Source organism: Rhizobium beringeri (assembly GCF_004306515.1).
Taxonomy (GTDB): Bacteria; Pseudomonadota; Alphaproteobacteria; order Rhizobiales; family Rhizobiaceae; genus Rhizobium; species Rhizobium beringeri.
Genome location: NZ_SILG01000001.1, coordinates 3,032,869 through 3,055,990, shown reverse-complemented (window position 1 = coordinate 3,055,990; position 23,122 = coordinate 3,032,869). Strand labels below are relative to the sequence as shown.

General features: G+C 60.9%; 19 protein-coding genes. 14 read left to right on the top strand and 5 right to left on the bottom strand.

The features are described from left to right. The first annotated feature begins 2 nt into the window (after positions 1-2). The 3 genes from ELH03_RS15450 to ELH03_RS15435 all read left to right on the top strand — a co-directional run bounded on the left by ELH03_RS15450 (position 3) and on the right by ELH03_RS15435 (position 3,105). Positions 3-605 (top strand): thymidine kinase, encoded by a 603-nt coding sequence (locus ELH03_RS15450; protein WP_018243095.1) that lies wholly within the window; start codon positions 3-5, stop codon positions 603-605. Positions 606-751: 146 nt separating this feature from the next. Further along, positions 752-1,825: a hypothetical protein gene (locus tag ELH03_RS15440; RefSeq protein ID WP_130766483.1), complete on the top strand. Its 1,074-nt coding sequence runs from the start codon at positions 752-754 to the stop codon at positions 1,823-1,825. Between the two features lie 149 nt (positions 1,826-1,974). Beyond that, positions 1,975-3,105: a DUF2333 family protein gene (locus ELH03_RS15435; protein WP_128402013.1), complete on the top strand. Its 1,131-nt coding sequence runs from the start codon at positions 1,975-1,977 to the stop codon at positions 3,103-3,105. 71 nt (positions 3,106-3,176) lie between these two features. On the opposite strand, the gene ELH03_RS15430 is transcribed toward ELH03_RS15435, so the two are convergent. Together ELH03_RS15430 and ELH03_RS15425 are read right to left on the bottom strand one after the other, a co-directional pair. Next, positions 3,177-3,638, bottom strand: a complete 462-nt coding sequence (locus tag ELH03_RS15430; RefSeq protein ID WP_128402012.1) for a PAS domain-containing protein — start codon at positions 3,636-3,638, stop codon at positions 3,177-3,179. Between the two features lie 46 nt (positions 3,639-3,684). Further along, the gene (locus tag ELH03_RS15425; protein ID WP_128402011.1) at positions 3,685-4,410 is read right to left on the bottom strand and encodes a helix-turn-helix transcriptional regulator; all 726 of its coding nucleotides are present in this window, start codon (positions 4,408-4,410) and stop codon (positions 3,685-3,687) included. A gap of 465 nt (positions 4,411-4,875) precedes the next feature. Between ELH03_RS15425 and ELH03_RS15420 the strand changes: the two genes are divergently transcribed. Beyond that, positions 4,876-6,555, top strand: a complete 1,680-nt coding sequence (locus tag ELH03_RS15420; protein ID WP_128402010.1) for a hypothetical protein — start codon at positions 4,876-4,878, stop codon at positions 6,553-6,555. Positions 6,556-6,649: 94 nt separating this feature from the next. Here ELH03_RS15420 and ELH03_RS15415 read toward each other — a convergent pair whose 3' ends face one another. Further along, positions 6,650-7,180, bottom strand: a complete 531-nt coding sequence (locus ELH03_RS15415; RefSeq protein WP_080686023.1) for a TIGR00645 family protein — start codon at positions 7,178-7,180, stop codon at positions 6,650-6,652. A 259-nt stretch (positions 7,181-7,439) separates the two neighbouring features. Here ELH03_RS15415 and ELH03_RS15410 point away from each other — a divergent pair, with 259 nt between their 5' ends. Continuing rightward, positions 7,440-9,119, top strand: a complete 1,680-nt coding sequence (locus ELH03_RS15410; protein WP_128402009.1) for a formate--tetrahydrofolate ligase — start codon at positions 7,440-7,442, stop codon at positions 9,117-9,119. Between the two features lie 24 nt (positions 9,120-9,143). Here ELH03_RS15410 and ELH03_RS15405 read toward each other — a convergent pair whose 3' ends face one another. After that, complete coding sequence (locus ELH03_RS15405; RefSeq protein ID WP_128402008.1) at positions 9,144-10,097, bottom strand: extensin family protein; 954 nt, start codon at positions 10,095-10,097, stop codon at positions 9,144-9,146. Positions 10,098-10,366: 269 nt separating this feature from the next. Between ELH03_RS15405 and ELH03_RS15400 the strand changes: the two genes are divergently transcribed. The 6 genes from ELH03_RS15400 (at position 10,367) to queF (ending at position 17,698) form a co-directional block, all read left to right on the top strand. Beyond that, entirely contained in the window at positions 10,367-12,601 is a 2,235-nt protein-coding gene (locus ELH03_RS15400; protein ID WP_130766482.1) for a TonB-dependent hemoglobin/transferrin/lactoferrin family receptor, read from the top strand. 265 nt (positions 12,602-12,866) lie between these two features. Next, on the top strand, positions 12,867-15,056 hold the full coding sequence (locus ELH03_RS15395) for an anthranilate synthase (protein WP_128411358.1): 2,190 nt from the start codon (positions 12,867-12,869) through the stop codon (positions 15,054-15,056). A 120-nt stretch (positions 15,057-15,176) separates the two neighbouring features. Next, complete coding sequence (locus tag ELH03_RS15390) at positions 15,177-15,416, top strand: hypothetical protein (RefSeq protein ID WP_003561395.1); 240 nt, start codon at positions 15,177-15,179, stop codon at positions 15,414-15,416. Between the two features lie 15 nt (positions 15,417-15,431). Then, the gene (locus tag ELH03_RS15385; protein WP_128411357.1) at positions 15,432-16,103 is read left to right on the top strand and encodes a DUF2161 domain-containing phosphodiesterase; all 672 of its coding nucleotides are present in this window, start codon (positions 15,432-15,434) and stop codon (positions 16,101-16,103) included. Positions 16,104-16,319: 216 nt separating this feature from the next. After that, complete coding sequence (gene emfA, locus ELH03_RS15375) at positions 16,320-17,234, top strand: CDF family cation efflux transporter EmfA (RefSeq protein WP_128411355.1); 915 nt, start codon at positions 16,320-16,322, stop codon at positions 17,232-17,234. After that, positions 17,234-17,698: a preQ(1) synthase gene (queF, locus tag ELH03_RS15370; RefSeq protein ID WP_128411362.1), complete on the top strand. Its 465-nt coding sequence runs from the start codon at positions 17,234-17,236 to the stop codon at positions 17,696-17,698. The genes emfA and queF overlap by 1 nt, the downstream gene beginning before the upstream one ends. Before the next feature lie 135 nt (positions 17,699-17,833). On the opposite strand, the gene ELH03_RS15365 is transcribed toward queF, so the two are convergent. Further along, on the bottom strand, positions 17,834-18,625 hold the full coding sequence (locus ELH03_RS15365; RefSeq protein ID WP_128402002.1) for a DUF2076 domain-containing protein: 792 nt from the start codon (positions 18,623-18,625) through the stop codon (positions 17,834-17,836). Positions 18,626-18,956: 331 nt separating this feature from the next. Here ELH03_RS15365 and ELH03_RS15360 point away from each other — a divergent pair, with 331 nt between their 5' ends. The 3 genes from ELH03_RS15360 to leuA all read left to right on the top strand — a co-directional run bounded on the left by ELH03_RS15360 (position 18,957) and on the right by leuA (position 23,114). After that, on the top strand, positions 18,957-19,541 hold the full coding sequence (locus tag ELH03_RS15360) for an ATP-dependent Clp protease proteolytic subunit (RefSeq protein WP_003561390.1): 585 nt from the start codon (positions 18,957-18,959) through the stop codon (positions 19,539-19,541). Between the two features lie 162 nt (positions 19,542-19,703). Then, entirely contained in the window at positions 19,704-20,963 is a 1,260-nt protein-coding gene (locus ELH03_RS15355) for a benzoate/H(+) symporter BenE family transporter (protein ID WP_130766479.1), read from the top strand. A gap of 363 nt (positions 20,964-21,326) precedes the next feature. Then, the gene (leuA, locus tag ELH03_RS15350; protein WP_412104555.1) at positions 21,327-23,114 is read left to right on the top strand and encodes a 2-isopropylmalate synthase; all 1,788 of its coding nucleotides are present in this window, start codon (positions 21,327-21,329) and stop codon (positions 23,112-23,114) included. The last annotated feature ends 8 nt before the right edge of the window (positions 23,115-23,122 follow it).

The window sequence follows — 23,122 nt, the reverse complement described above, 5'->3', positions numbered from 1 at the left end:
GGATGGCAAAACTCTATTTCAACTACTCGACGATGAACGCCGGCAAGTCGACGATGCTGCTGCAGGCCTCCTATAATTACCAGGAGCGCGGCATGCGCACGGTGCAGCTGATCGCCGCCTTCGACGAGCGCGCGGGTCGAGGCGTCATCGGCTCGCGGATCGGCTTGGAGGCGAGCGCCATTCCCTTCGAGCCGCATGAGGATCTGTTCCGGTTGGTTGCGACGCTGAGCGGCGAAGGAGCACCGATTTCCTGCATCTTCGTCGACGAGGCGCATTTCATGACGCCTGTCCATGTCTGGCAGCTTGCCCGCGTCGTCGACAGGCTCGGAATCCCCGTGATGGTCTACGGGCTGAGAACCGATTTCCAGGGCAAGCTGTTTCCGGCCTCGCAGGAACTGCTGGCGATCGCCGATGAAATGCGTGAGGTGCGCACGATCTGCCATTGCGGGCGCAAGGCGACGATGGTGGTGCGGCTCGACGGGGAAGGAAAAGTGTTGCACGAAGGCGCCCAGATCGATGTCGGCGGCAACGAGAAATATGTCTCGCTCTGCCGCAGGCATTGGGACGACGCGATGAACGGTGCCTGGATCGCCGAGCCGGTCTGAAGCCAGCGACGCCGCCTGTTTTCTTGGGCGCCGCAAGCGACCGCGCCGGCCGGTTGAGCATCCGACTCCGTTTGAGCCAACAGAATGCTTCAATCTGACCAGGAAAGGCTCTAGCTTGGGGTCAGGAGATTCCCTGGAGAGATCAGGTGCGCAAACCCCCGCCATTCGACGGTCAGTACGAAGCTGCAGACAGCCTTGCCGAGAGGATTGCGGCCGAGGGGGCCTATTGCGTGGCTGCGATCGGCGCCTTCGGCGGCGACGAAACACGGTCGGCCGACGAGGTCTTCCTCGAGCAGAATGCCCGCTTCCAAGCCCATATCGCCGATGCTGCGGCGCTCGACGCCCAACTGGCCGAGCTGGTCTTTTCCCTCGACCGGCTGACGGCCGAGGTTTCTGCCGATCTCGATAGTTTCCGGGGGCTGACGCTGCGTGAGAAGATGGCCGGCTGGGTGTCGCGCCAGCGGATGTGGCGCATGTATACCGAACGGGTGCGCGAGGCGCCGGTCATCGAGCGGCTGCTCGACCTTTTGACGAAATCGGACGCGCTCGCCAGGCTGATCGCCGGCCAGCGCGCCGCGCTTACCGAACGGCACAGGGCAGCCGAACTCAACCTCGTCGACATCGTCGAGCAACGGCGCCGGCTGGTCGTTTCGATCGATATCGCCCGTCTCAAGATGAAGGAGCTCAATGCCAAGGCGCTGACGACGCAGGGCCGTATCGGCGTCTACGGCAACAGGGCGCACTGGGAGCAGATGGAGGCGGAGCGGCGGGCGCTGAAGGCGGAAGCCGAGCGGATTTCCGCCGGGGAGCACGAGATGCGCGACGACAGCCAGCGGCGCGAGCGCTTCATCGGCCTGTTCCAGGCCTTTGTCGATTCGCTGAATGGCCGGATCGCTGCCTGCAACGTGCTGCTGCGCAAGCTGTTGATCGACGTGGAGGAGCGACTGATCATCTACCAGGCGCAGGTCGATACCGACCGGCCGGGCATGAAGGTGAGGATCAAGCCGGAACTCTTTCCTGATATCGCTGCGCCGATCAAACTGTTCGAGAAGGGCATGCTGGTCGCTCAGGATCTGGAGCGGCGCAAGAGCCGTGCCGATCTCGAATTCGCCAGAAGGTTTCCGACCTATGCCGAACCGCCGCCGGAAACATCGGGAGCGCCTCTGATCGACACGGCGCGCAGGTCCTTCCGTTTCAACCTGCCTTTCCTGCGCTCCTGACCCGCAGGGCGTAGACAATACCCCTCTTCCCAATGCTTTCATTCCGGAAAATCGAAGGGCTCGTGTTGTGCTCGGCCCATCGAGCGCATATGTGGGGTGCAGCGGGGCGGCAATGTCCCGATGTTCGCCTCGCCTGACAGGAGACGACGATGCTTGACCGGATAGCCGGTTTTTTCAGGCTGATCGGCCAGACGATCGGCCGTTGGGCCCGCCTGTTTTCCGCCTGGGCCTTCTGGCCCTTTCTTGCCGCGCACGGTTGGTATCAGCGCCGAAGCTGGATGATCCGGCTGCCGGTCATCGCGTTCGTGGCGCTGCTGGTCGCCCTCTACGGCTATTTCTTCTGGCAGACGCAGGCCTGGACGAATTTCAATCCCGCATTCGTCGACCAATATCGGCTTTCGGAGCGCAAGGTCGCAGCCGGGCAGGATGTGCCGGTCGCCGAGGGGGCTGCTGCCACGGCGCCGAAGACCTGCCAGCGCTCGGCGATCGTCGACGTCGCGGCCGACCTGACTGATTTTAACGTCAACCAGAACGCATGGATTTCCTCCATGGTGCTCTACAAGGCGGGCTTCTTCGGCATCGACTGGGACCACACGCCCTTCTTCGACAACAAGGCGTCGTTCCAGCGCGGTGTCAACCAGGCGGTCCGGCGCACCTCGGTGGAGCTTGTCGACACGCTCGGACGTGTGCGCGGCACGTCGGGTATCAACAGCGACCTGCAGAACGCGCGCGGCAACCTGCAGTTCGACGAATACAGCTGGTATTTCGGGCTCAACCCGTTCGGGCCGAAGACGCCGACGCCTTCCTATTACCGCTCGGCGATCGGCAGCCTGCGCAAGTTCAACACCGATCTCGCCCTCTGCAACGCCATTTTCGACGGCCGTGCCGACAATCTCGTCCAGTTCATCGACCGCATCGCCAACGATCTCGGCGGCACCTCCGACATGCTCGCCGAGCGTTCGGAAAACCACAATCGCGGCTGGTTCGATACGCGTGCCGACGACCGGTTCTGGTTCGCCTACGGCCAGCTCTACGGCTATTATGCGATCATGGCGGCCGCCCAGGCGGATTTCTCGCAGGTGGTGGCGGAACGCAATCTCGGAGCGATCTGGGGCGGGACCATGCGGCAGTTCCAGTCGGCGCTGCGCATCCAGCCGGCGATCATCTCGAACGGGCGCGAGGATGGCTGGATCATGCCGAGCCATCTCGCCACGATGGGCTTCTATATTCTGAGGGTGCGCTCGAACCTCGTCGAGATCCGTTCGGTGCTCGACCGCTAAAGCGCGTCGCGATCTTTGCGCGACATGCTTTGGATCCCGCGCGTCCAGCAGGACGCGCCATCATTTTTGAATCAGCGGGGTATCGCGTTGTCCTCGAAGCCGACGACGCGCAGTCTCTCGACGAATTCATAGGTGATGCCGACGATGCCGCCGCCGCTTTCATCGTCACGGAAGCGGCCGACGCTGCGCACGAGTTTGTAGCCGCCAAGCCGATTGTCGACGCGATAGACGAAATGGAAGCCGACGCCGTGAAGGCTCGCCTCTTCGAAGGTTTGGGCGATCAGGCTGCGGTCCTCCTCGTGGATGCGCGACATCAGCTCTGTCAGGTTGACAGGGCCGTCGCTATAGGGGAGGCCGAAGATCGCGTGGACATCCTCGCTTGCAAAGAAATGTCCTGTCTCGATGTCGATGCGCCAGAAGCCGAAAAGACGATAGGCAGCGAGCATCTGGACGACTTCCGCATCGGTAATGCCGATGTGGGCGCGGGATTGTTCTGTCTTGTCAATGACGGGCTGTTCGAAGTGAAGAGGCACGTTTCCCCCAGATCACGGGACGACGTGCTGACTCTCTTCTGATTTCTCAGTTGATCAGCTTCAATCGAATTGCCTTAGCTACCAACTGGGTGCGGTTGACGCAATCGAGTTTTTTGATCGCATTCGTCATATAGGCGTTCACCGTATGGTCCGAGAGCGTCAGGATCTGGCCGATTTCGATCGAGGTCTTGCCCTGGGCAGTCCAGCGCACAACTTCTAGTTCTCGGTTCGATAGCGCGGTATGCGCGCATTCCTCGTTGCGTTTGACTGCATTGTATGCATCGAGTGCATGGAGGATGATCATTACCAGCTCGTTGATCTCGCTCTGACCGAGTGCGGCGCGCTCGCCGCAGAACCAAAAGACCAGGCGCTGGCCGTCGGCTGCGATGGTCGGCATGGCAACGCCTGCCGGTATGGCATGGCGCAGCATCAGGGCGCGCAGTTCGGCGGGAAAAGCCTGACCATTGACGGCGTCGTTGAGGTGCCAGGCCGGCGGCACAGCGGACTGCCTCAGCCTTAGGCCGAAAGGGCAGCCGCGCATCATATGGGCGCGGTCGAAATCCCTGATATAGGAGGCCGGAAGCGAGCTTTCGATCAGCAGGGGTTTCAAGAGAAGGTCTTCGGGGGAGGGAGCGTGCATCAGCGTCGCATGCGACAATCCGAAGGCTGTGGAGACCCTGCCGAGCGCCTGCGCAAACAGGCTGCGCGTTCGAGCGCTCGCAAGCTCTGCCGAAAGCAATGACTGTCTTTCAGAGGTAGTCATGTAAGACATTTGTACGCCCTCGGCAGCCTCAATGTTACCGCTATCAAATACAGAAAATCTGCGGGATGCTAGCCCCAATTAACTTAGGACAAGCCGATTCATTCAAATTGTGGAAAATTAGCCACGGGAGATCGCGCTCTGATTGAGTTTCGACTTGCAAAAATAACGTTGCGGTATCTTGAGGCCCTTCGTGACGGCATAGCTATAGCCACGCACAGCAGGGCAGGCAGAGAATCACTTGGGAGAGCTCGGGGAGAAGTCCGGTCTTCTCGCACTGGCCTACAGGCGGTGGGCTCCAGCGGCTTTCGCTGGGGCAGGTGATCTGCGTGAACACGGCCGCGATGGTTCGCCATGTGAGCCTGATTGCGATGAGAGAATAAGGATAAGAGGACTGCAGCACACATCGAAATCCGGCTTGCTGGCAGTCAATCCACTTGCTAAGCGTATGCTCAGTACAACTGAGGCAATTTAATCGTGCGCTTTGCAATTTCTTTTTTGGTGAAGTGTTTATTTTTCAGATCATTACTTGTTTTTCTCCTTTTGACCTTGCCGATCGGAGCGGCAACCTTGCAGGCTGCCGAGGAGAAGAAGGCAGCACAGCCGCCGATGAGCTTCATCCTCGTGCGTAGTTTTCTCTGCCAGGAAAACTGTCCGGAATGGATATCGGCGGAGGGGCGCATAACGTCCGATACGCCCGCGCGGCTGAGAAAAATTCTCAAGAAGATCGGCGACCGGAAATTGCCTGTCGTCTTCCGTTCGGAGGGCGGCGATGTCGATGCCGCCTATGCGATGGGCCGGATGATCCGCAAGGCCGGGCTGGAAACAGCGGTCGGCGGGACGCAGCTGAAAGATTGTCCTGTTGAGGATACGCGCTGCCAAGCCGCTATCGCAAAGGACGGCACCGCGGTCGGTGACACCTATTCGGCCGGCGCTTACTGCTTTTCTGCCTGTCCGCTGGCCTTTGCCGGCGGTACGTCGCGTGTCGCATCGCAATGGGCCTTTATCGGCGTCCACCAGATCACGACCGTCTACAACAAGGTGCGTGTTTCCTATCGCATCGAATACAAGATCGTGAATGGCAAGAAGAAGGAAATCTCCCGCAAGGAGGTTGGGCGCAAGGTGGCGGGGCAGAGCAGTTCCACCAAACTTGGAAAGAAGGCCACCGCTGCCTTGACAGCCTATTTGAAAGAAATGGGCGTCAGCCAGGATGTGATCGGTCTGATGATGGGCGCCACGCCTGACAGCATCAACATCGTAGCGCCCGCAGACGCAGTTCGAATGGGGCTTGCGACGGACGTCCTAGCTTACAATGAGCGGCCCGGCATGCCGCTCTGCGCGCCGGATGCCATGGCCGAGGCTATCTGTCACGGCCATCCGGTAGCCGAAGCGCCTGTGCCGGCTAAGGCGACGGTATCTCAAGCGCCCGTGCAGGATGCGGCCGCAGACACAAGCGAGACTTTGCCGAGAACCCGGCCGATGGACTTTCTCGTGATGTACCATGGCAATTGCCAGGAAGAGTGCACACAGTGGATTTCCGCGGATGGAGACATCACGCCGGATACACCGGCCCGGCTGGAAGCAATCTTGAAGACGCTCGGCGAAAGAAAGCTACCGGTTGTTCTTCAGTCTAATGGCGGGGACATGGATGCGGCTTTCGCGATGGGGCGTATGGTCCGTGCTGCAGGTCTGGAGACATCAATTGGCAGAACGCAATTGCCGAATTGTCCCAAGCTGGATCCGCGTTGCATAGCCAGCATCGCCAAAAGCGGACCGACCGAGGGCGAAGTCTTTGCCGGCCGTGCGTACTGCCTTTCGACCTGTACTGTTGTCTTGACGAGCGGAACGCCGCGGATTGTCGGATATTCCGCTATCGGCCTCGTCAGACCCGCGGCGGCTGAATATACGAAATTCTTCGCCTATTTCGACGAGATGGGCGTCCGGGCCGAGACATACGAGATGATGATGCTTGCGACATCAATTGAGCAAGGGAATATACTTCGTTCTCAGGCGCTCGATCTTGGCATCATCAATGGTATCATCCCCTATGGTGAAGAGCCCGGCTCGCATGTCTGTGGACCGGACGCGAAGGAAAGTCTCCGTTGCCCCAGAAATCAGAAGGCCGAGATCGTTCCTGCTGCGGCCTTGGCAAATTGATATCGGACTGCGGAAAGGCACTTCATGACGGTCCGGCGCTGTTGTCTTGGGCCACTGCTCGTTCACCGGTCTGAAGGTGTCCTCGTGCCCGCCGTTAGCCTTTGTCTTTAAGATCATTCTTCGAGGTCACGCTCATCAGCTTCTCCAGGAAGCCGAGCATGACGGCGGAGGCGACGAAGGCCAGGTGCATCAGGGTGAGCCACATGATCTTGCCGTCCTCGTATTGGTCGGCGTTGAGAAAGACCTGCAGCAAGTGGATGGAGGAGATGGCGACGATCGAGGAGGCGACCTTGATCTTCAGGCTGCCTGAATCGAGCTTGCCGAGGAAGGAGACCTCGTTGTCGGCCTCGCTGGCCTCATCGAAGCGGCTGACGAAATTCTCGTAGCCCGAGATCATCACCATGACGATCAGGCTTGCGACGAGGGCTGCGTCGATCAGGCCGAGCATGGCGAGGATCATCTCCGCCTCGTCGAGTTCGAAGACGCCAGAGGCGATCTTGAGGAATTTGTAGGCGAAGGAAACGGCATAGACGGCGAGCGCCGCTACGAGGCCGATATAGAAGACGACGAGGATCCAGCGGCTCGACAGGATGATGCGCTCGATTATGAGTTCCAGTGATTTCATGTTTTCACCCTGTGAAGCCGCGATCGCTGACCGCCACATAAACGCCTAGCGCATCGACACGAAAATCGAAACCGATTTTCGGGTCGATGCGTAGGGTCAAAGTGTTGCAGCGTCCTTTGCGCGTCTGAAAAGACGCGCGGCGCTGCAAGCGTGGCGGCCGCAAGGCGTGGCGCTATTCACACCCCGCTGATATTTCGCTATCTCGATGAAGGGAAAACAGCCACTCCGCGCCCGCGGAGGTCGGGACGGGGGAACATCCATGCCAGCCATCAAATCCGATATCGAAATTGCGCGCGCCGCGGCCAAGAAGCCGATCTTCGAAATCGGGGCGAAACTTGGCATTCCGGTCGAGCAGCTCGTTCCCTATGGTCACGACAAGGCGAAGGTCAGCGCCGAGTTCATCGCCCAACAAGCGGGCAAGAAGGACGGCAAGCTGATCCTCGTCACCGCGATCAATCCGACACCGGCGGGGGAGGGGAAGACGACGACCACCGTCGGGCTCGGCGATGGGCTGAACCGGATCGGCAAGAAAGCCGTCGTCTGCATCCGCGAGGCCTCGCTCGGCCCTTGCTTCGGCGTCAAGGGAGGAGCGGCCGGCGGCGGTTATGCGCAGGTCGTGCCGATGGAAGACATCAACCTGCATTTCACCGGCGATTTCCATGCGATCACCTCCGCACACAATCTGCTGGCGGCGATGGTCGACAACCACATCTACTGGGGCAACGAAGAGAATATCGACATCCGCCGCATCACCTGGCGGCGGGTCATGGACATGAACGACCGGGCGCTCAGAAGCATGGTCTCCTCGCTCGGCGGCGTCGCCAACGGTTTCCCGCGCCAGGGCGGGTTCGACATCACCGTCGCCTCCGAGGTTATGGCGATCCTCTGCCTTGCCACCGATCTCAAGGATCTGGAGCGGCGGCTCGGCGACATCATCATCGGCTATCGTTTCGACAGGACGCCGGTGCATGCGCGTGACCTGAAAGCCGACGGCGCCATGGCGGTGCTCTTGAAAGATGCGATGCAGCCGAACCTGGTGCAGACGCTGGAGAACAATCCGGCCTTCGTGCATGGCGGGCCCTTCGCCAATATCGCCCATGGCTGCAATTCGGTGACGGCGACGAAGACGGCGCTGAAACTCGGCGATTATGTGGTGACGGAGGCAGGCTTCGGCGCCGATCTCGGCGCCGAGAAATTCTTCGACATCAAGTGCCGCAAGGCTGGGCTGAAGCCGGATGCGGCGGTCATCGTCGCGACCGTCAGGGCGCTGAAGATGAATGGTGGGGTGAAGAAGGAAGATCTCGGCACGGAGGATGTCGCGGCGCTGAAGAAGGGCTGCGCCAATCTTGGCCGGCACGTCGCCAATGTGCGCCGTTTCGGCGTGCCCGTCGTCGTCGCGATCAACCATTTCGTCTCGGATACCGACGCCGAGATCGCGGCAGTCAAGGAATTTGTCTCGAGACTCGGCGCCGAGGCGATTCTCTGCCGCCACTGGGCGCTGGGTTCGGCCGGCATCGAGGACCTGGCGCACAAGGTGGTGGAGCTGGCAGAATCCGGGCAGGCGAAATTCCATCCGCTTTACGGCGACGACCTTTCGCTGTTCGAGAAGATCGAGATCGTCGCCTCGAAGATTTACCATGCCGGCGAGGTGACGGCCGACAAGGCGGTGCGCGACCAGCTGCAGACATGGGAGGAGCAGGGCTACGGCAATCTGCCGATCTGCATGGCGAAGACGCAATATTCCTTCTCCACCGATCCGAACCTGCGCGGTGCGCCGGAAGGCCACATCGTAACGGTGCGAGAGGTGCGGCTTTCGGCGGGAGCCGGCTTCGTCGTTGCCATCACCGGCGAGATCATGACGATGCCCGGCCTGCCGAAATCACCGTCGGCGGAACGCATTTTCCTGAACGACCAGGGCTATATTGAGGGCTTGTTCTGATCCACTCACGGCTTGCCGGGATGACTAGTGGCAATAGCGATAGCTACCCTTCCTCTCAATCACGTCGAGATGGAAATGCGTCTCATGGGCGGCGTCGCTTTCCGGGTCGAGTACGGTGGTGAAGTAGAGGCAGCCGGCGGCGCTGACGGTGCGCTGAAAGGCGCCGGTGAGTGTCGGATCCTCGCGGCGGGAGCGGACGGCGACATCCTCGCCCTTTTCGAAATGGAAGCTCGCAATGTCGATGGCGTTGCCGCGGGCATGTTCGGAGATCTTGCCCGTTTCGGCGCTGTTGCGCAGCCGGCAGATATAGGCAGACGCCTGGTTGACGGTGGTGATGCGGCCTTGCTCCGGCAGAGCGGTGGAGGCGGCAGGAATGACGCTCTCCTTCATCCAGCGGGCAAGGGCAAGCGCTGCCGGGCAACGGATCGTCGCCTCCGGCTTCAGCTTGATGCCGGGTAGGGCTTCGGAGATGATGATCGGCTTGTCGATGCCGCAGCCATTGCCGTCGTCGATACGTGGCGTGTCCTTGAAGACGGCGCCCAGGGCCTGAAGCGCAGCCGTGCACTCGGCGTGCTCGGCATCGCTTTCGGGCTCGATCGTTAGATGCTGTTCCTCAAGTGTTTGTGCGGCGGGGGGCTTGTTCTCCTCCGTCGGAGCCTGCGGGTTTTCCTTCCCAGGGGGAAGTGGTGGTCCCTGCATCGGTTTGGCGGGTTCGGTTTTCGGTGTCGTCGGTTCGTTCGGTGTCGATGTCTCTGGTTTTTGAGTCTCTGGTTTTTGAATGTCGGGCTTCGGTTCAGGAGTGGGCATTTCTGCGGCCGGCGGCGGTTGCGTGCCTTCGGCATTTGAATCGGGGATGGGTGCGGAAGTGCCCTCGATATCGGGCCTCTGCTGTGGCAGAGGCCCGTGAACGGGCAGGCGGGCACCGGCAAGAACGGCGGTTGCGGCGAGAAGGATCGCCAGTATCGCAAGTTTTCTCAACGCATCCGATTCCCTGGTGTCGATAGCTAGGGATAACGCAAGTGGGCGGATTTCGTTGCAATTTCGCAACGTCCGGAGAGATCATTAAAACCTGATTGGTTTATTCAACATAAATCGCTGCTTTATGTTGACAATACTCCTCATGTTTTTTATGCGGCAAAAAGAAGGCGGAATTCTGCATCGTCTTCATCCGCAAAGCCCAGCCAGCCCCTCGAGCGTTCGACGCGCCACGACCAGCCAGCCCGGTAATCATCATTAAGGGGTAGGTTATGATCGTCCGGCATTGGCGCTCGGTTCTATTGGTCTGCACGGCAGCCACAGTTGTTCTTCCTGTTTCGCAGTCTTTCGCGCAAAGTGCTCCGGCAACCACGCCACAAGCCACTGCAGATGACAGCACCGTCCTGCAGAAGATCGTCGTCAAGGGCAAACGCGTAGCGCCGGGCAGCGTCGCCGACACGCCGCTTGCGACCGCGATCACCGCCAAGACTCTGGAAGAGAAGCAAGTCACCAATTTTGACGATATCGGCCGCAGCGTCGATGCAGGTGTGAACTATTCGCGTGGCGACGCGGGCTTCAACCTGCGCGGCCTTTCCGGCGCACGCATCCTGACCACCATCGACGGCATTCCGATCCCGTATATTTCGAATAGTTCGCGCCAGGGCGCTTTCGCGCCGGCCAACGCCAATGGCGGCGGCGACACCTTCGATTTCGATTCGCTCTCCTCGCTCGATATCGTGCGCGGCGCGGATTCGAGCAAGGGTGGCTCGGGAATGCTCGGCGGCGCCATCGTTCTCAATACGCTCGAGCCGGAGGATCTTATTCCCGAAGGCCGGGATTGGGGTGCGATCGTCAAGTCGACATATGACAGTGAAGACCGCAGTATTTCCGGCTCGGCCGCCGCTGCCAAGAAGATCGGCAACACGTCGATCCTGTTTCAGGGCGGCTACCGCAAGGGCCATGAACGCGACAATATGGGCGACAATGACAGCTATGGCCGTCCTCGCACCGAGGCGGATCCCGCCGATTTCGACCAGCACAACCTGCTCTTCAAGCTGCGACAGGAGCTGGAAGGCGGTCATCGCATCGGCCTGACGGCCGAACGCTTCCGCCGCGATCTCAAGACCGACCTGCGCGAACTCCAGGGCGGCACTACGCCCCGTAACTTCCTGATCGACAATTATGACGGCCGCGAACTGCGCGACCGCGACCGCGTTTCTCTCGATTACGATTATGAGGCGCAGTCTTCCGACGCATTCTTCAGCAGTGCGCGCGCCACGCTTTATTGGCTGGATTTGAAGAAGGAAGCCGGCAGCAGGGGCCGTACGACTGCCAATGTGGCCTATGGCCGTAACAACGAGATAGAAAACGAAACCTGGGGCTTCAGCGGCACGGCGACGAAGGACTTCGAATATTCCGGTCTCAGCCACTCCGTTCGCGTTGGCCTCGATGTCGGCGTTTCCAGCTGGAGCCAGTATAGCTGGGCCCTTTGCCCGACGCCCACAACGTGCCCAGCGCTGAACAACCAGGCGGAAGTGCCCAATGTCGATAGCCAGAATCTTGGGCTGACCTTCGAAGACAAGATCGAAATCGGTAATACCGGCTTCGCGTTGACACCCGGCTTCCGCTTCGACTGGTTCAACTACAATCCCTCGACCGGCGGAAGTTTCGCAAGCAATACCGGGCTTACCCGTTTCGGGGATCTGAACGATCGGACGGAAGCCGGCCTGTCGCCGAAGATTCTTGCGACATACGAGCTGACGCCTGACGTGCAGCTCTACATGCAGCTGGCAGTCGGTTTCCGTGCACCCACCGTGGACGAGCTCTACAGCCGCTTCTACAACCCGACGGGCCGCTACGCCCAGCTTGGCAATCCTGATCTGGAACCGGAAATCGGCCGCGGCGTCGAAATCGGCGCCAATTTCGACACGGGCGATTTTACCGGTCGGATTGCGGCTTTCCACACCCGCTACCAGAACTTTATCGAGACGGTGACAACCAGGGACGCGACCGGCTTTACGGAGTTCAACTACACGAACGTGTCCGCGGCCACGATCTCGGGTATTGAAGCCAGTGCCGTCAAGACGTTCAACAATGGCATCAACCTGCACGCGTCGCTTGCCTATGCCTATGGCCGTAACGAGGATACGGGCAAATACTTGCGATCGGTTGCTCCCTTCAAGGCGATCATCGGCGGTGGTTGGAGCAACGACAACTACGGCTTCGATCTTTCCTCTACGCTTTCGGCAGCCATGCCTGACGACGATGTTGCGACCACATTCGATGCGCCCGGTTATGGTGTCGTCGATCTGACGGCATGGTGGACGCCGGAACAGTTGAAGGGTCTGCGGGTCCAGGGGGGTGTGTACAACATCTTCGATCAGGAACATTACAACGCGCTCGCCGTGCGCGACGTCAACCTGACCTCGGTGACGGCGTCGCAGCCGCAGGAGTGGTATTCGGAGCCGGGCCGTACGTTCAAGGTGTCGATCACCAAGACTTTCTGATCGCGATCACCTCTTCAAGGTTGGGGAGGGGCGGCTTTCGGGTCGCCCTTTTTCATTCCCGCATTCGCCTCTTGCGCAATGGCTGATCTCAGGCTAACAATTTTTCATGATCAAGTCCTTGAACATTGCAGTTTGGTGGTGGGTTCGCTAAGGCGGCCTCGACCAATCGTGTTCAAAGACGACGAGTGAGCCGCCCGAAACTTCGAGGCGGTTTTTTTTGTTTTATGGCCGCCTGTCGTCCGGGCCCCGATAACGGAGTGGAACAATGGTAACGATCCTGCGGGATGATGGTGCGGAAATCTACGAGACCAAGGGCGGCATATCAGTCACGCGGCAGCGGCGGGCGATCCCCTACGGCGATGCGGTCTCTTCCTATGTCGACAAGCTCGACGAGCGCCGCGGCGCGGTGTTTTCGTCGAACTACGAATATCCGGGCCGCTATACGCGCTGGGATACAGCCGTCGTCGATCCGCCGCTCGGCATCTCTTCTTTCGGGCGTGACGTCTGGATCGAGGCCTATAATGAACGCGGGGAAGTGATCCTCGGCTTCGTGACTGAGCGGCTGAAGACGGTGTCCGACATCGTGCTCGGCGCTTCCTCGGCCCGTCGCCTCGACCTGACCGTCAAGACGCCGGACCGGGTGTTTACCGAGGAAGAACGCTCGAAGATGCCGACGGTCTTCACCGTGCTGCGCGCCGTCACCGACCTGTTTTATTCGCAGGCGGATGCGAGCCTCGGGTTCTATGGCGCCTTCGGATATGACATCGCCTTCCAGTTCGACGCAATCGATCTGAAGCTGACGCGGCCCTCGGACCAGCGCGACATGGTGCTCTACCTGCCGGACGAGATCCTCGTCGTCGACAACTATGCCGCCAAGGCCTGGGTCGACCGTTACGACTTCGAAAAAGGCGGCGTGTCGACCGAGGGCAAGGCCCAGGATATCGCGGCGGAACCCTTCAAACACACGGATGCCATTCCGCCGAAGAGCGATCACCGGCCGGGCGAATATGCCGAGCTCGTTACCAAGGCGAAGGAAAGTTTCCGCAAGGGCGACCTCTTCGAAGTCGTGCCCGGACAGAAATTCATGGAGCGCTGCGACAGCAAGCCGTCCGACATTTCCAAGCGGCTGAAGGCGATCAATCCGTCGCCCTATTCCTTCTTCATCAATCTCGGCCATCAGGAATATCTGGTCGGCGCCTCACCCGAAATGTTCGTGCGCGTTTCTGGCCGTCGCATCGAAACCTGCCCGATTTCGGGCACGATCAAGCGCGGCGACGATCCGATCGCCGACAGCGAGCAGATCCTGAAGCTCCTGAATTCCAAGAAGGACGAGTCCGAACTCACCATGTGCTCGGATGTCGACCGCAACGACAAAAGCCGTGTCTGCGAGCCGGGTTCGGTCAAGGTAATCGGCCGCCGGCAGATCGAGATGTATTCGCGCCTCATCCACACGGTCGACCATATCGAAGGGCGGCTGCGCGACGACATGGACGCTTTCGACGGTTTCCTCAGCCACGCCTGGGCCGTCACCGTCACCGGCGCTCCGAAGCTCTGGGCAATGCGCTTCATCGAGAGCCATGAAAAAAGCCCGCGCGCTTGGTATGGCGGGGCGATCGGCATGGTCGGCTTCAATGGCGACATGAACACCGGCCTGACCCTGCGCACCGTGCGTATCAAGGATGGTATCGCCGAGGTGCGCGCCGGTGCGACGCTGCTCAACGATTCCATTCCCGACGAAGAAGAAGCCGAAACAGAACTGAAGGCCTCCGCCATGCTTTCCGCCATCCGAGACGCCAAGACTGGCAATTCCGGCAGGATCCAGCGCGACGTTGCGAGCGTCGGCAAGGGCGTCAGCATCCTGCTCGTCGATCACGAAGACAGCTTCGTCCACACGCTCGCCAATTATTTCCGCCAGACGGGGGCGACGGTTTCGACCGTGCGCACGCCGGTGCCGGAGGAAATCTTCGACAGGCTGAACCCGGATCTCGTCGTGTTGTCGCCCGGACCGGGAACGCCCAAGGATTTCGACTGCAAGGCGACGATCAAGAAGGCGCGGGCGCGCAACCTGCCGATCTTCGGCGTCTGCCTCGGCTTGCAGGCGCTCGCCGAAGCCTATGGCGGGGAACTGCGCCATCTGGCGCTGCCGATGCACGGCAAACCGTCGCGCATCCGCGTGCTGGAGCCAGGCATCGTCTTCTCCGGCCTTGCCAAGGAGGTGACGGTCGGCCGCTACCACTCGATCTTTGCCGATCCCTCGACGCTGCCACGCGAGTTCATCATCACGGCGGAAAGCGACGACGGCACGATCATGGGCATCGAACATGCCAAGGAGCCGATCGCCGCAGTGCAGTTCCATCCGGAGTCGATCATGACGCTCGGTGGCGATGCCGGGATGCGGATGATCGAAAATGTCGTGGCGCATCTGGCACGCAAGGTGAAGACGAAGGCTGCCTGACCGTAAATTCGGCTGGCCCTTCCTGCTGTGGGAAGGGCTAGCCATTGGGTCGTCGGCCGAGACTTGACTTCTTCCTGCAAATCAGAACATTTCAGGAACGATCAATTGGAACCTATCGCCGTGGCCAATGCTGAAAAGTTCATCGTTCTCCCCTATCGCAAGAACCGTGGCAATCTCGTGCCCGGAGAAATGCGGCAGGCATCGAACTCCGTCAGCGCGGAAAAGATCGCTTCGGCGATGGCTGAGCGTTTCGTCGGCGTGGCGGCCTATGCCGTGATCGTCGACGAGGAAACCGGCGACATGTCGTCGCCGCGATTGCTTGCACGATATGGCGAGATTGCCGATCTTAACGCCGCCTGAGGCGCCGTTTTCATCATGGAGACGTCGCTCTACCTGCCGATCAAAGCGTTCCTGGAGGCGGCCGGTTTTGTCGTGAAGGGCGAGGTCGGCGGATGCGATCTCGTCGGCTTGAGCGGTGCCGAGCCGCCGGTCGTGGTGGTCTGCGAATTGAAACTCTCCTTCAACCTCGAACTGCTTCTCCAGGCGGTCGATCGCGCGGCGATGAGCGATGAAGTCTGGGTTGCGGCCCGCGTTTCCGCCAAAGGCCGCGGCCGAGAGGCCGATAGACGCTACCGCGACCTCTGCCGGCGGCTCGGTATCGGCATGCTCGGCGTCTCCGACGGCGGCGAGGTCAGCGTCATCGTCAGTTCCGTCTCGCCTATGCCGCGCACCAATCCGAAGCGGCGCTCGCGGCTCGTCAAGGAGCATCAGCGCCGCCGTGGGGATCCCGCCGTCGGTGGCGGTTCGCGGTCGCCGATCATGACCGCTTATCGCCAGCAGGCGTTGCTCTGCGCCTCAGCACTTGATGGAGGGCTCAAGCGACCGCGGGAGATGAAGGCGCTTGTGCCCAACGCCGGCCCGATCCTGCGCGACAATGTCTACGGATGGTTCGAGCGGATAGAAAAGGGTGTTTACGCCCTGACGTCTGCAGGGCAGGCAGCTCTGCTGCGCTGGCCGCAGCCTGTCCTTGCCGATCTGACTCCCTGAGCCGGCGCAGTACCGAGCATCGGGGATCGCTCGGCGAGGGCCGCTTTCCCGCCAAGGCCGGCAACGCCTGTGAACGGCGTGTCATTCCCCTTTGACAAATCCTCCATCATCGCCCATATCACCCTGAACTGAACCGCCTGCGCGACATTCGCGTGGGCGGTTTTGCGTTTCAACGGCTTGAAAGCTGCAATTCATTCGCAACCGCAGGGGAACGATATGAGTGACAACGGCGATCTTACGGTTCGGAAGCTGGCGATGTGGGGGATTCCGCTGTCGCTCGGCGTCATGGGTCTGAAGATGGTGGCGTGGTGGGTCACCGGATCGGTGGCGCTGCTGTCGGACGGGCTCGAATCATCGGTCAATGTCGTCGCCGCCTTCATTGCCTTCTTCGTCATTCGCTATGCGCAGAAGCCGGCCGATCACGACCATCCCTTCGGACATCATAAGGCGGAATATCTGTCTGCCGTCACCGAGGGCGTGCTGATCGTCGTCGCCGCCCTGTTGATCGTCAACGAGGCGGTTGGTTATCTCGCCGAGCCGCGCATGCTGGATGCACCCGTGCTCGGCCTCGCGATCAATTTCGCGGCCGGCGTCATCAATGCGATCTGGGCGCGGTTGCTGATCCGGACCGGACGCAGACATCGCTCGGCAGCGCTGACGGCGGATGGGCAGCACATCATGTCCGATGTGGTGACCTCTGTCGGTGTTCTCGTCGGCCTACTGCTGGCGCTGGCGACAGGTTATGCGATCTTCGACCCGGTGCTTGCCATTCTCGTTGCCGTCAACATCCTCTATCAGGGCTGGAGGGTGATCTCGCAATCGATTGGCGGGCTGATGGACCAGGCGGTGGAGCCGCATGAGGAGGAAGCGATCAAGCAGGCGATCGCCACCCATGCGGCGGGCTCGATCGGCGTGCATGACCTGAAAACGAGGCGGGCAGGCACCGTCACCTTCATCGATTTCCACATGGTGGTGCCCGGCGGGATGTCCGTGCGGCAGGCGCATGATATATGCGACCGCCTTGAGGATGCCATCAGGGCGGCTCATGAGGGCGCCACTATCGCAATTCATGTGGAGCCGGAGGGCGAAAAGGCTCACGGCATCCGCGTCAAAGTCGTCAAGGAGGCATGATGCCGAGTACCGATGTTTCCAGCTTGTCGATGCTGGGTCAGCAGACCGAAACCGCGCAATCGCCGGAGGAGGCGGTGCTTGAAAAAGTGCCGTCCAACCATGCCGGCACCGATTACGTCGTGCGCTTCACCGCGCCGGAATTCACCTCGCTCTGCCCGATGACCGGGCAGCCGGATTTCGCTCATATCGTCATCGACTACATTCCGGGCGAATGGCTGGTGGAATCGAAGTCGCTGAAGCTCTTCCTCCATTCCTTCCGCAATCACGGCGCTTTCCACGAGGATTGCTCGGTCTATATCGCCAAGCGCATCGTCGAGCTGCTCGATCCCCGGTGGCTCAGGATCGGCGCCTACTGGTATCCACGCGGCGGCATTCCGATCGACGTCTTCTGGCAGACGGGCAAGCCGCCGGAAGGCGTGTGGCTGCCGGACCAGGGCGTTGCCACCTATCGCGGCCGTGGGTGAGCTGCGGTCGGGCGCAGCCCGAGCAATCGATCCAGCGAATCGATTGCAGCAGCGAACGCCCTGAGCCCAAGCGAAGGGCTGGGCGACGGTGCGGCATGTAAAACCAACTGGCGCCCGTTCCTTGGCCCTTACACCTCAAGCATCCGTGACGTCGTCGCCGGACGAGTCGTCGGTGGAATCGTCGCTGTCGTCATAGTCGGCCTGCTGTAAGTTGCCGTTGTCGTTGTCCTTGTCGTCGACGTTGTCGGAGGCCTGACGGGTGTCGTCGTTGCCGTAATAATTGTTGATGACGGTTTCCTCGGTGGGCGCGTTGGCATTGCCGAAGGGATTGGCGCCGAAGGGCGAGCCCCAGCCAAGCGAGGACATGTGGTTCCCGAAGATGCCGCTCAGCGAATTGGCAAGCAGCATGCCGCCGGCAACGCCGGCTGCCGTGCCGAGCGCGCCGCGCAGAAAGCTGCCGCCAGCCGACGGCGCATAGGCCTGCTGGGTCCAGGGGCCGGTCGGCTGTTGCTGCGGCTGGCGGACATCGCGGTCGTAGCCGCGGGAATCGTCATAGCCGCGGGACTGCTGGCCCCAAGGGCCGGGATTGGAGGGGCCAGGATTGGAGGGGACTGGGGCCGGCTGCTGCGTCTGGGTGTTGCCGAAGATCGAGCTCAAGAAGCCGCCGCCCTGTTCGGCCTGGTGGTGTTCGCTCTCGCCGGCTTCCAACTGGCGGACACGCTCTTCGAGTTCCTTGATGTGGTTGGCGGCCGCCTCCAGCCCCTTTTCCTGAACGATGACGGCCTGGGCCAGATAGTAGGTGGCGGAGGGCTGTTCGCGCGTCGCCTGGTCGATCAGGGCCTCGGCGTCGCGGTCACGCGGTGTGGCCGCGGCGGTGCGTACGCGGTCGAAGAGGGCGGTCAGCAATTGGCGTTCTTCGGGTGACATTGTCCTGTCTCCTAATGATCTAGAGCGCCGCGCGACCGACAGGACGCGCTAAGGACGCTCTATCAATTTAAAACTGCGCATAATCCTTTCCGACAATCGATTCCGATTTCGGGGTTATGCGCTGGCGGCGTTTGCCGCGTGAGGTTGAGGTAGGAACCGATTTAGGCTTTTCAAAGCCTTTCGCCGTTACAATTCAGTAAGGCTTGCAGAACGGCGCGCGGCTTCTTAAGGATATCTCCATCGCTTCGGTGCCTTGTGTTTTTCCCGCATTGTTTTAGGCATTGAGTCGCACTATGTGCGAGGAACCCGAATTCATCTCCAAGAGGTTCGAATGAACGACGAAGACCAGGACGACAAGACGAAGGAACTGCCGCTCGGCAAGGAAACGGAGGCGAATCTTTTCAAGTCGCGTTCGATCTTCATCTACGGACCGATCAATCAGGAATTGGCGCAGAAGGTCTGCTCGCAGCTTGTGGCGCTTGCCGCGGCCAGCGACGAGGACATCCGCATCTATGTCAATTCGCCCGGCGGCCACGTCGAATCCGGCGATTCCATTCATGACATGATCAAGTTCATCAAGCCGAAGGTTTGGATGATCGGCACCGGTTGGGTCGCCTCCGCCGGCGCGCTGATCTATGTCGCCACTCCGAAGGAGCGGCGCCTGTGCCTGCCGAACACGCGCTTCCTGCTGCATCAGCCCTCCGGCGGCACGCGCGGTATGGCATCCGACATCGAAATCCAGGCGCGCGAGATCATCAAGATGAACGAGCGCCTGAACAGGATCATGGCAGCGGCCACTGGCCAGCCGCTCGACAAGATCGACAAGGATACGGATCGCGACTACTGGCTTTCGGCCGAAGAGGCGAAGGAGTATGGCCTCGTTTCACGGATCGTGACGTCGCAGGCCGATATCTAAGTTTTCTCAGCCAAAGCTGCCAAGAACCCGCCCTTGCCTGCCGATCGCAGGTGAGGGCGTTCTGTTTTCGGACAGTGCTTGAACGGAGATGATCTCCTCGCGGCAAGGTCTGAACGGTAAGCACTGAATCCGGACTTGCGCCTGGGGCAACCATCATGCTCCATGCGCCATTCGCGCAGCTCGAGTCCCGCCATGCTCAAAGATTTTTCCGTCCAAGCCCTGTTCATGGGGCTGCTGACCGCCTTCGTCGGTTCCGCCAGTTCCTTCGCCGTTGTGCTGCACGGGCTGCAGGCGGTCGGCGCCACGGATCTACAGGCGGCTTCCGGGCTGATGGCATTGTCGATTTCCATGGGCGTCTGCGCGATCGTGCTGAGTGCCGTGACCCGATTGCCGATCAGCATCGCCTGGTCGACACCGGGTGCCGCACTGCTGGCAAGCACCGGGGCGATCGAGGGCGGCTTCAATGCGGCGGTCGGGGCATTCCTGATCTGTGCTGCGCTGATTATCGTTGCGGGACTGTTCAAGCCGCTCGGGCGAGCGGTTGCAGCCATTCCGGCACCACTCGCCAATGCGATGCTCGCCGGCGTGCTGATCGGCCTGTGCTTCGCGCCGGTGAAGGCGATCGGCTTCAATCCGCTGTTCGGTCTGCCGATCGTCGTCGCCTGGATCGTCGTCGGCGCCTTCAAGCGGCTTTGGGCAGTGCCGGCAGCACTCGCGGCCTTCGTGCTGGTGCTCGCCTTCGGCGTCGATATCCCAGACGGTGCGCTCGGCTCGCTGGAACAATCACTGGTGCCGACGGTGGAGATCGTCCGGCCGGTGTTCAATCTTGCCGGCCTCGTCTCGATCGCGCTGCCGCTCTTCATCGTCACCATGGCCTCGCAGAATATTCCGGGTATCGCGGTGCTGAAGGTCAACCACTACGATCCGAAGCCCGGTCCGCTGTTTGCCGTCACCGGCTTCTTTTCGCTGCTGTCGGCGCCGTTCGGCGGCCACGCGGTCAATCTGGCGGCCATCACCGCGGCGATGTGCGCCGGACAGGACGCCCATGCCGATCCGAAGCGGCGCTATTGGGCGTCACTGATCGCCGGCGTCGGTTATATCATTCTCGGGCTGCTCGCCGGCGCGGTGACGGCCTTTGTCGCGCTCGCGCCTTCGATCCTGATCGAGGCGGTAGCGGGGTTGGCGCTGGTCGGCGCCTTCTCGTCCTCGGCGATGTCGGCCTTCCAGGCGCCGGATTCGCGCGAGGCGGCGGCAATCACCTTCCTCGTCACCGCCTCCGGCGTTTCCTTCGGCGGCATTTCCGGCGCCTTCTGGGGCCTGATCGCGGGTGGGCTGATGCTGGCGCTATCGCGGCTGGTGAAGATTTGGAAAGACCGAGCTCAGTCGGATCCTGGCGCTTTCAAGCGGCTCCGGCGGCAATAGCTGGGCAGTTGGTCGAATGTTGGCGGCGACCAAAAGCCTCGCAAGGACTTGCCAGCTTTACCGTCCGAGGCTATAAGCGCGGTCATGAAGACCACTGGCGCCAGAATTTCTGACACGATTGCACGCGGCCGCATCGCCCTCCGTGACAATACGCGCGCCATGACCTCGCTTCTTCTCCTCGGCCTTACGCGCGGTTGCCGGGTCCTTTGAGGAGCGCCCGGCGGCCGAAAGCCCGCCCGGCCATCGCTCCTCGCGACTCACTTTCAAAATTGACCTAACGACCGACAAGGTCCGCATTTGTTTATCGCCAAGCCCGACGTGATCGGCTAAGAGCGGCAAATGCCGGGACGAGGAGACGATACGATGGACGCGAAGACGCAATCCTCCCATAATAAGGTGGCCTCCCAAAATAAGTTGGCCTCCGAGAATAAGATGGCCCCCACAAACAAGACGGCCCCCGCAAAAGGCATGCCCGACGCTGCTATGAAATACCGGGCCTATCCGCAGGTGAACATTCCCGACCGCACATGGCCGACGAAGACCATTACCAAGGCACCGGTCTGGTGTTCGGTCGACCTGCGCGACGGCAACCAGGCGCTCGTCGACCCGATGGGCCACGATCGCAAGGCGCGCATGTTCCAGCTGCTGATCGAGATGGGCTTCAAGGAAATCGAGATCGGTTTCCCCTCGGCTTCGCAGACCGATTTCGATTTTGCCCGCTGGTGCGTGGAGGAGGGCAATGTGCCCGACAACGTCTCCCTGCAGGTGTTGGTACAGTGCCGCCCGGAACTCATCACCCGCACCTTCGAAGCACTGGAAGGCGCAAATCGGCCGATCGTGCATTTCTACAACTCCACCAGCGAGTTGCAGCGCCGCGTCGTCTTCGCCAAGGATGTGCAGGGCATCAAGCAGATCGCCGTCGATGCCGCCAAGATGATCACCGATATGGCCACGAAGGCCGGCGGCGGTTACCGATTCGAATATTCGCCGGAGAGCTTTACCGGCACCGAACTCGATGTGGCGCTGGAAATCTGCAATGCCGTCATCGAGGTCGTCAAGCCGACGCCCGATAACAAGCTGATCATCAACCTGCCGTCCACCGTCGAAATGGCGACGCCGAACGTCTATGCCGACCAGATCGAATGGATGTGCCGCAACCTCGACAATCGCGAGAACCTGATCGTTTCCCTGCATCCGCATAACGATCGCGGTACCGGCATTGCCGCTGCCGAACTGGCATTGCTGGCAGGTGCCGACCGCGTCGAAGGCACGCTGTTTGGCAATGGCGAGCGTACCGGCAACGTCGACATGGTGACGATGGCGCTGAACATGTTCACGCAAGGCGTCGATCCAGAGATCGACTGCTCGAATATCGAGCGCATCAAGGAAGTGTTCGAATATTCGAACCAGATGGCGATCGGCGAGCGTCATCCGTACGTCGGCGAGCTGGTCTATACGGCCTTCTCCGGCTCGCATCAGGATGCAATCAACAAGGGTATGAAGGCAGCACAGGTCGCCAATCATCCCGTGTGGGAAGTCCCGTACCTGCCGATCGATCCGCGCGATGTCGGTCGTTCCTACGAGGCGATCATCCGCATCAACTCGCAGTCCGGCAAGGGCGGCATCGCCTATATCCTGCAGCAGGATTACGGGCTGAACCTGCCGCGCAACCTGCAGGTGGAATTCCGCGAGGATATCCAGCGCATCACCGACGTAGAGGGCAAAGAGCTTCCGTCCCGGCGCATCTATGACCGCTTCATCGAGCGCTACGTGACGCAGCCGGAAGGGCGCCTGCGCTTCGTCGACCATCACACCTATCCTGACACTGAGCACAAGGGCCAGCGGATCGTCGCAGCCGAGATCACCGACAATGGGGAGATCAAGCGCATCGAAGGGCGCGGCAACGGTCCGATCGACGGCTTCATCAATGCGCTGTCGCATTATCTCGGCATCGAGATGTCGGTCGAGGACTATTCCGAGCATTCGCTCCAGCATGGCTCGAACGCAGCGGCAATCTCCTATGTCGAGACCTCCTATCCCGGCGGCAAACTCTTCGGCGCCGGCATCAATACCAACATCGTCGCGGCGTCGCTGGAGGCGATCGTCTCGGCCGCCAACCGCGTGCTCGACGTGAAGGCTGGCAAGGCCTGATTTTGGCA

Excerpts from the sequence above, each read along its gene's own strand:
- ELH03_RS15450 (WP_018243095.1), top strand. The coding sequence starts at position 3 with ATGGCAAAACTCTATTTCAACTACTCGACGATGAACGCCGGCAAGTCG.
- ELH03_RS15435 (WP_128402013.1), top strand. The coding sequence starts at position 1,975 with ATGCTTGACCGGATAGCCGGTTTTTTCAGGCTGATCGGCCAGACGATC.
- ELH03_RS15425 (WP_128402011.1), bottom strand. The coding sequence starts at position 4,410 with ATGTCTTACATGACTACCTCTGAAAGACAGTCATTGCTTTCGGCAGAG.
- ELH03_RS15415 (WP_080686023.1), bottom strand. The coding sequence starts at position 7,180 with ATGAAATCACTGGAACTCATAATCGAGCGCATCATCCTGTCGAGCCGC.
- ELH03_RS15410 (WP_128402009.1), top strand. The coding sequence starts at position 7,440 with ATGCCAGCCATCAAATCCGATATCGAAATTGCGCGCGCCGCGGCCAAG.
- ELH03_RS15400 (WP_130766482.1), top strand. The coding sequence starts at position 10,367 with ATGATCGTCCGGCATTGGCGCTCGGTTCTATTGGTCTGCACGGCAGCC.
- ELH03_RS15395 (WP_128411358.1), top strand. The coding sequence starts at position 12,867 with ATGGTAACGATCCTGCGGGATGATGGTGCGGAAATCTACGAGACCAAG.
- ELH03_RS15385 (WP_128411357.1), top strand. The coding sequence starts at position 15,432 with ATGGAGACGTCGCTCTACCTGCCGATCAAAGCGTTCCTGGAGGCGGCC.
- emfA (WP_128411355.1), top strand. The coding sequence starts at position 16,320 with ATGAGTGACAACGGCGATCTTACGGTTCGGAAGCTGGCGATGTGGGGG.
- queF (WP_128411362.1), top strand. The coding sequence starts at position 17,234 with ATGCCGAGTACCGATGTTTCCAGCTTGTCGATGCTGGGTCAGCAGACC.
- ELH03_RS15365 (WP_128402002.1), bottom strand. The coding sequence starts at position 18,625 with ATGTCACCCGAAGAACGCCAATTGCTGACCGCCCTCTTCGACCGCGTA.
- ELH03_RS15360 (WP_003561390.1), top strand. The coding sequence starts at position 18,957 with ATGAACGACGAAGACCAGGACGACAAGACGAAGGAACTGCCGCTCGGC.
- ELH03_RS15355 (WP_130766479.1), top strand. The coding sequence starts at position 19,704 with ATGCGCCATTCGCGCAGCTCGAGTCCCGCCATGCTCAAAGATTTTTCC.
- leuA (WP_412104555.1), top strand. The coding sequence starts at position 21,327 with ATGGACGCGAAGACGCAATCCTCCCATAATAAGGTGGCCTCCCAAAAT.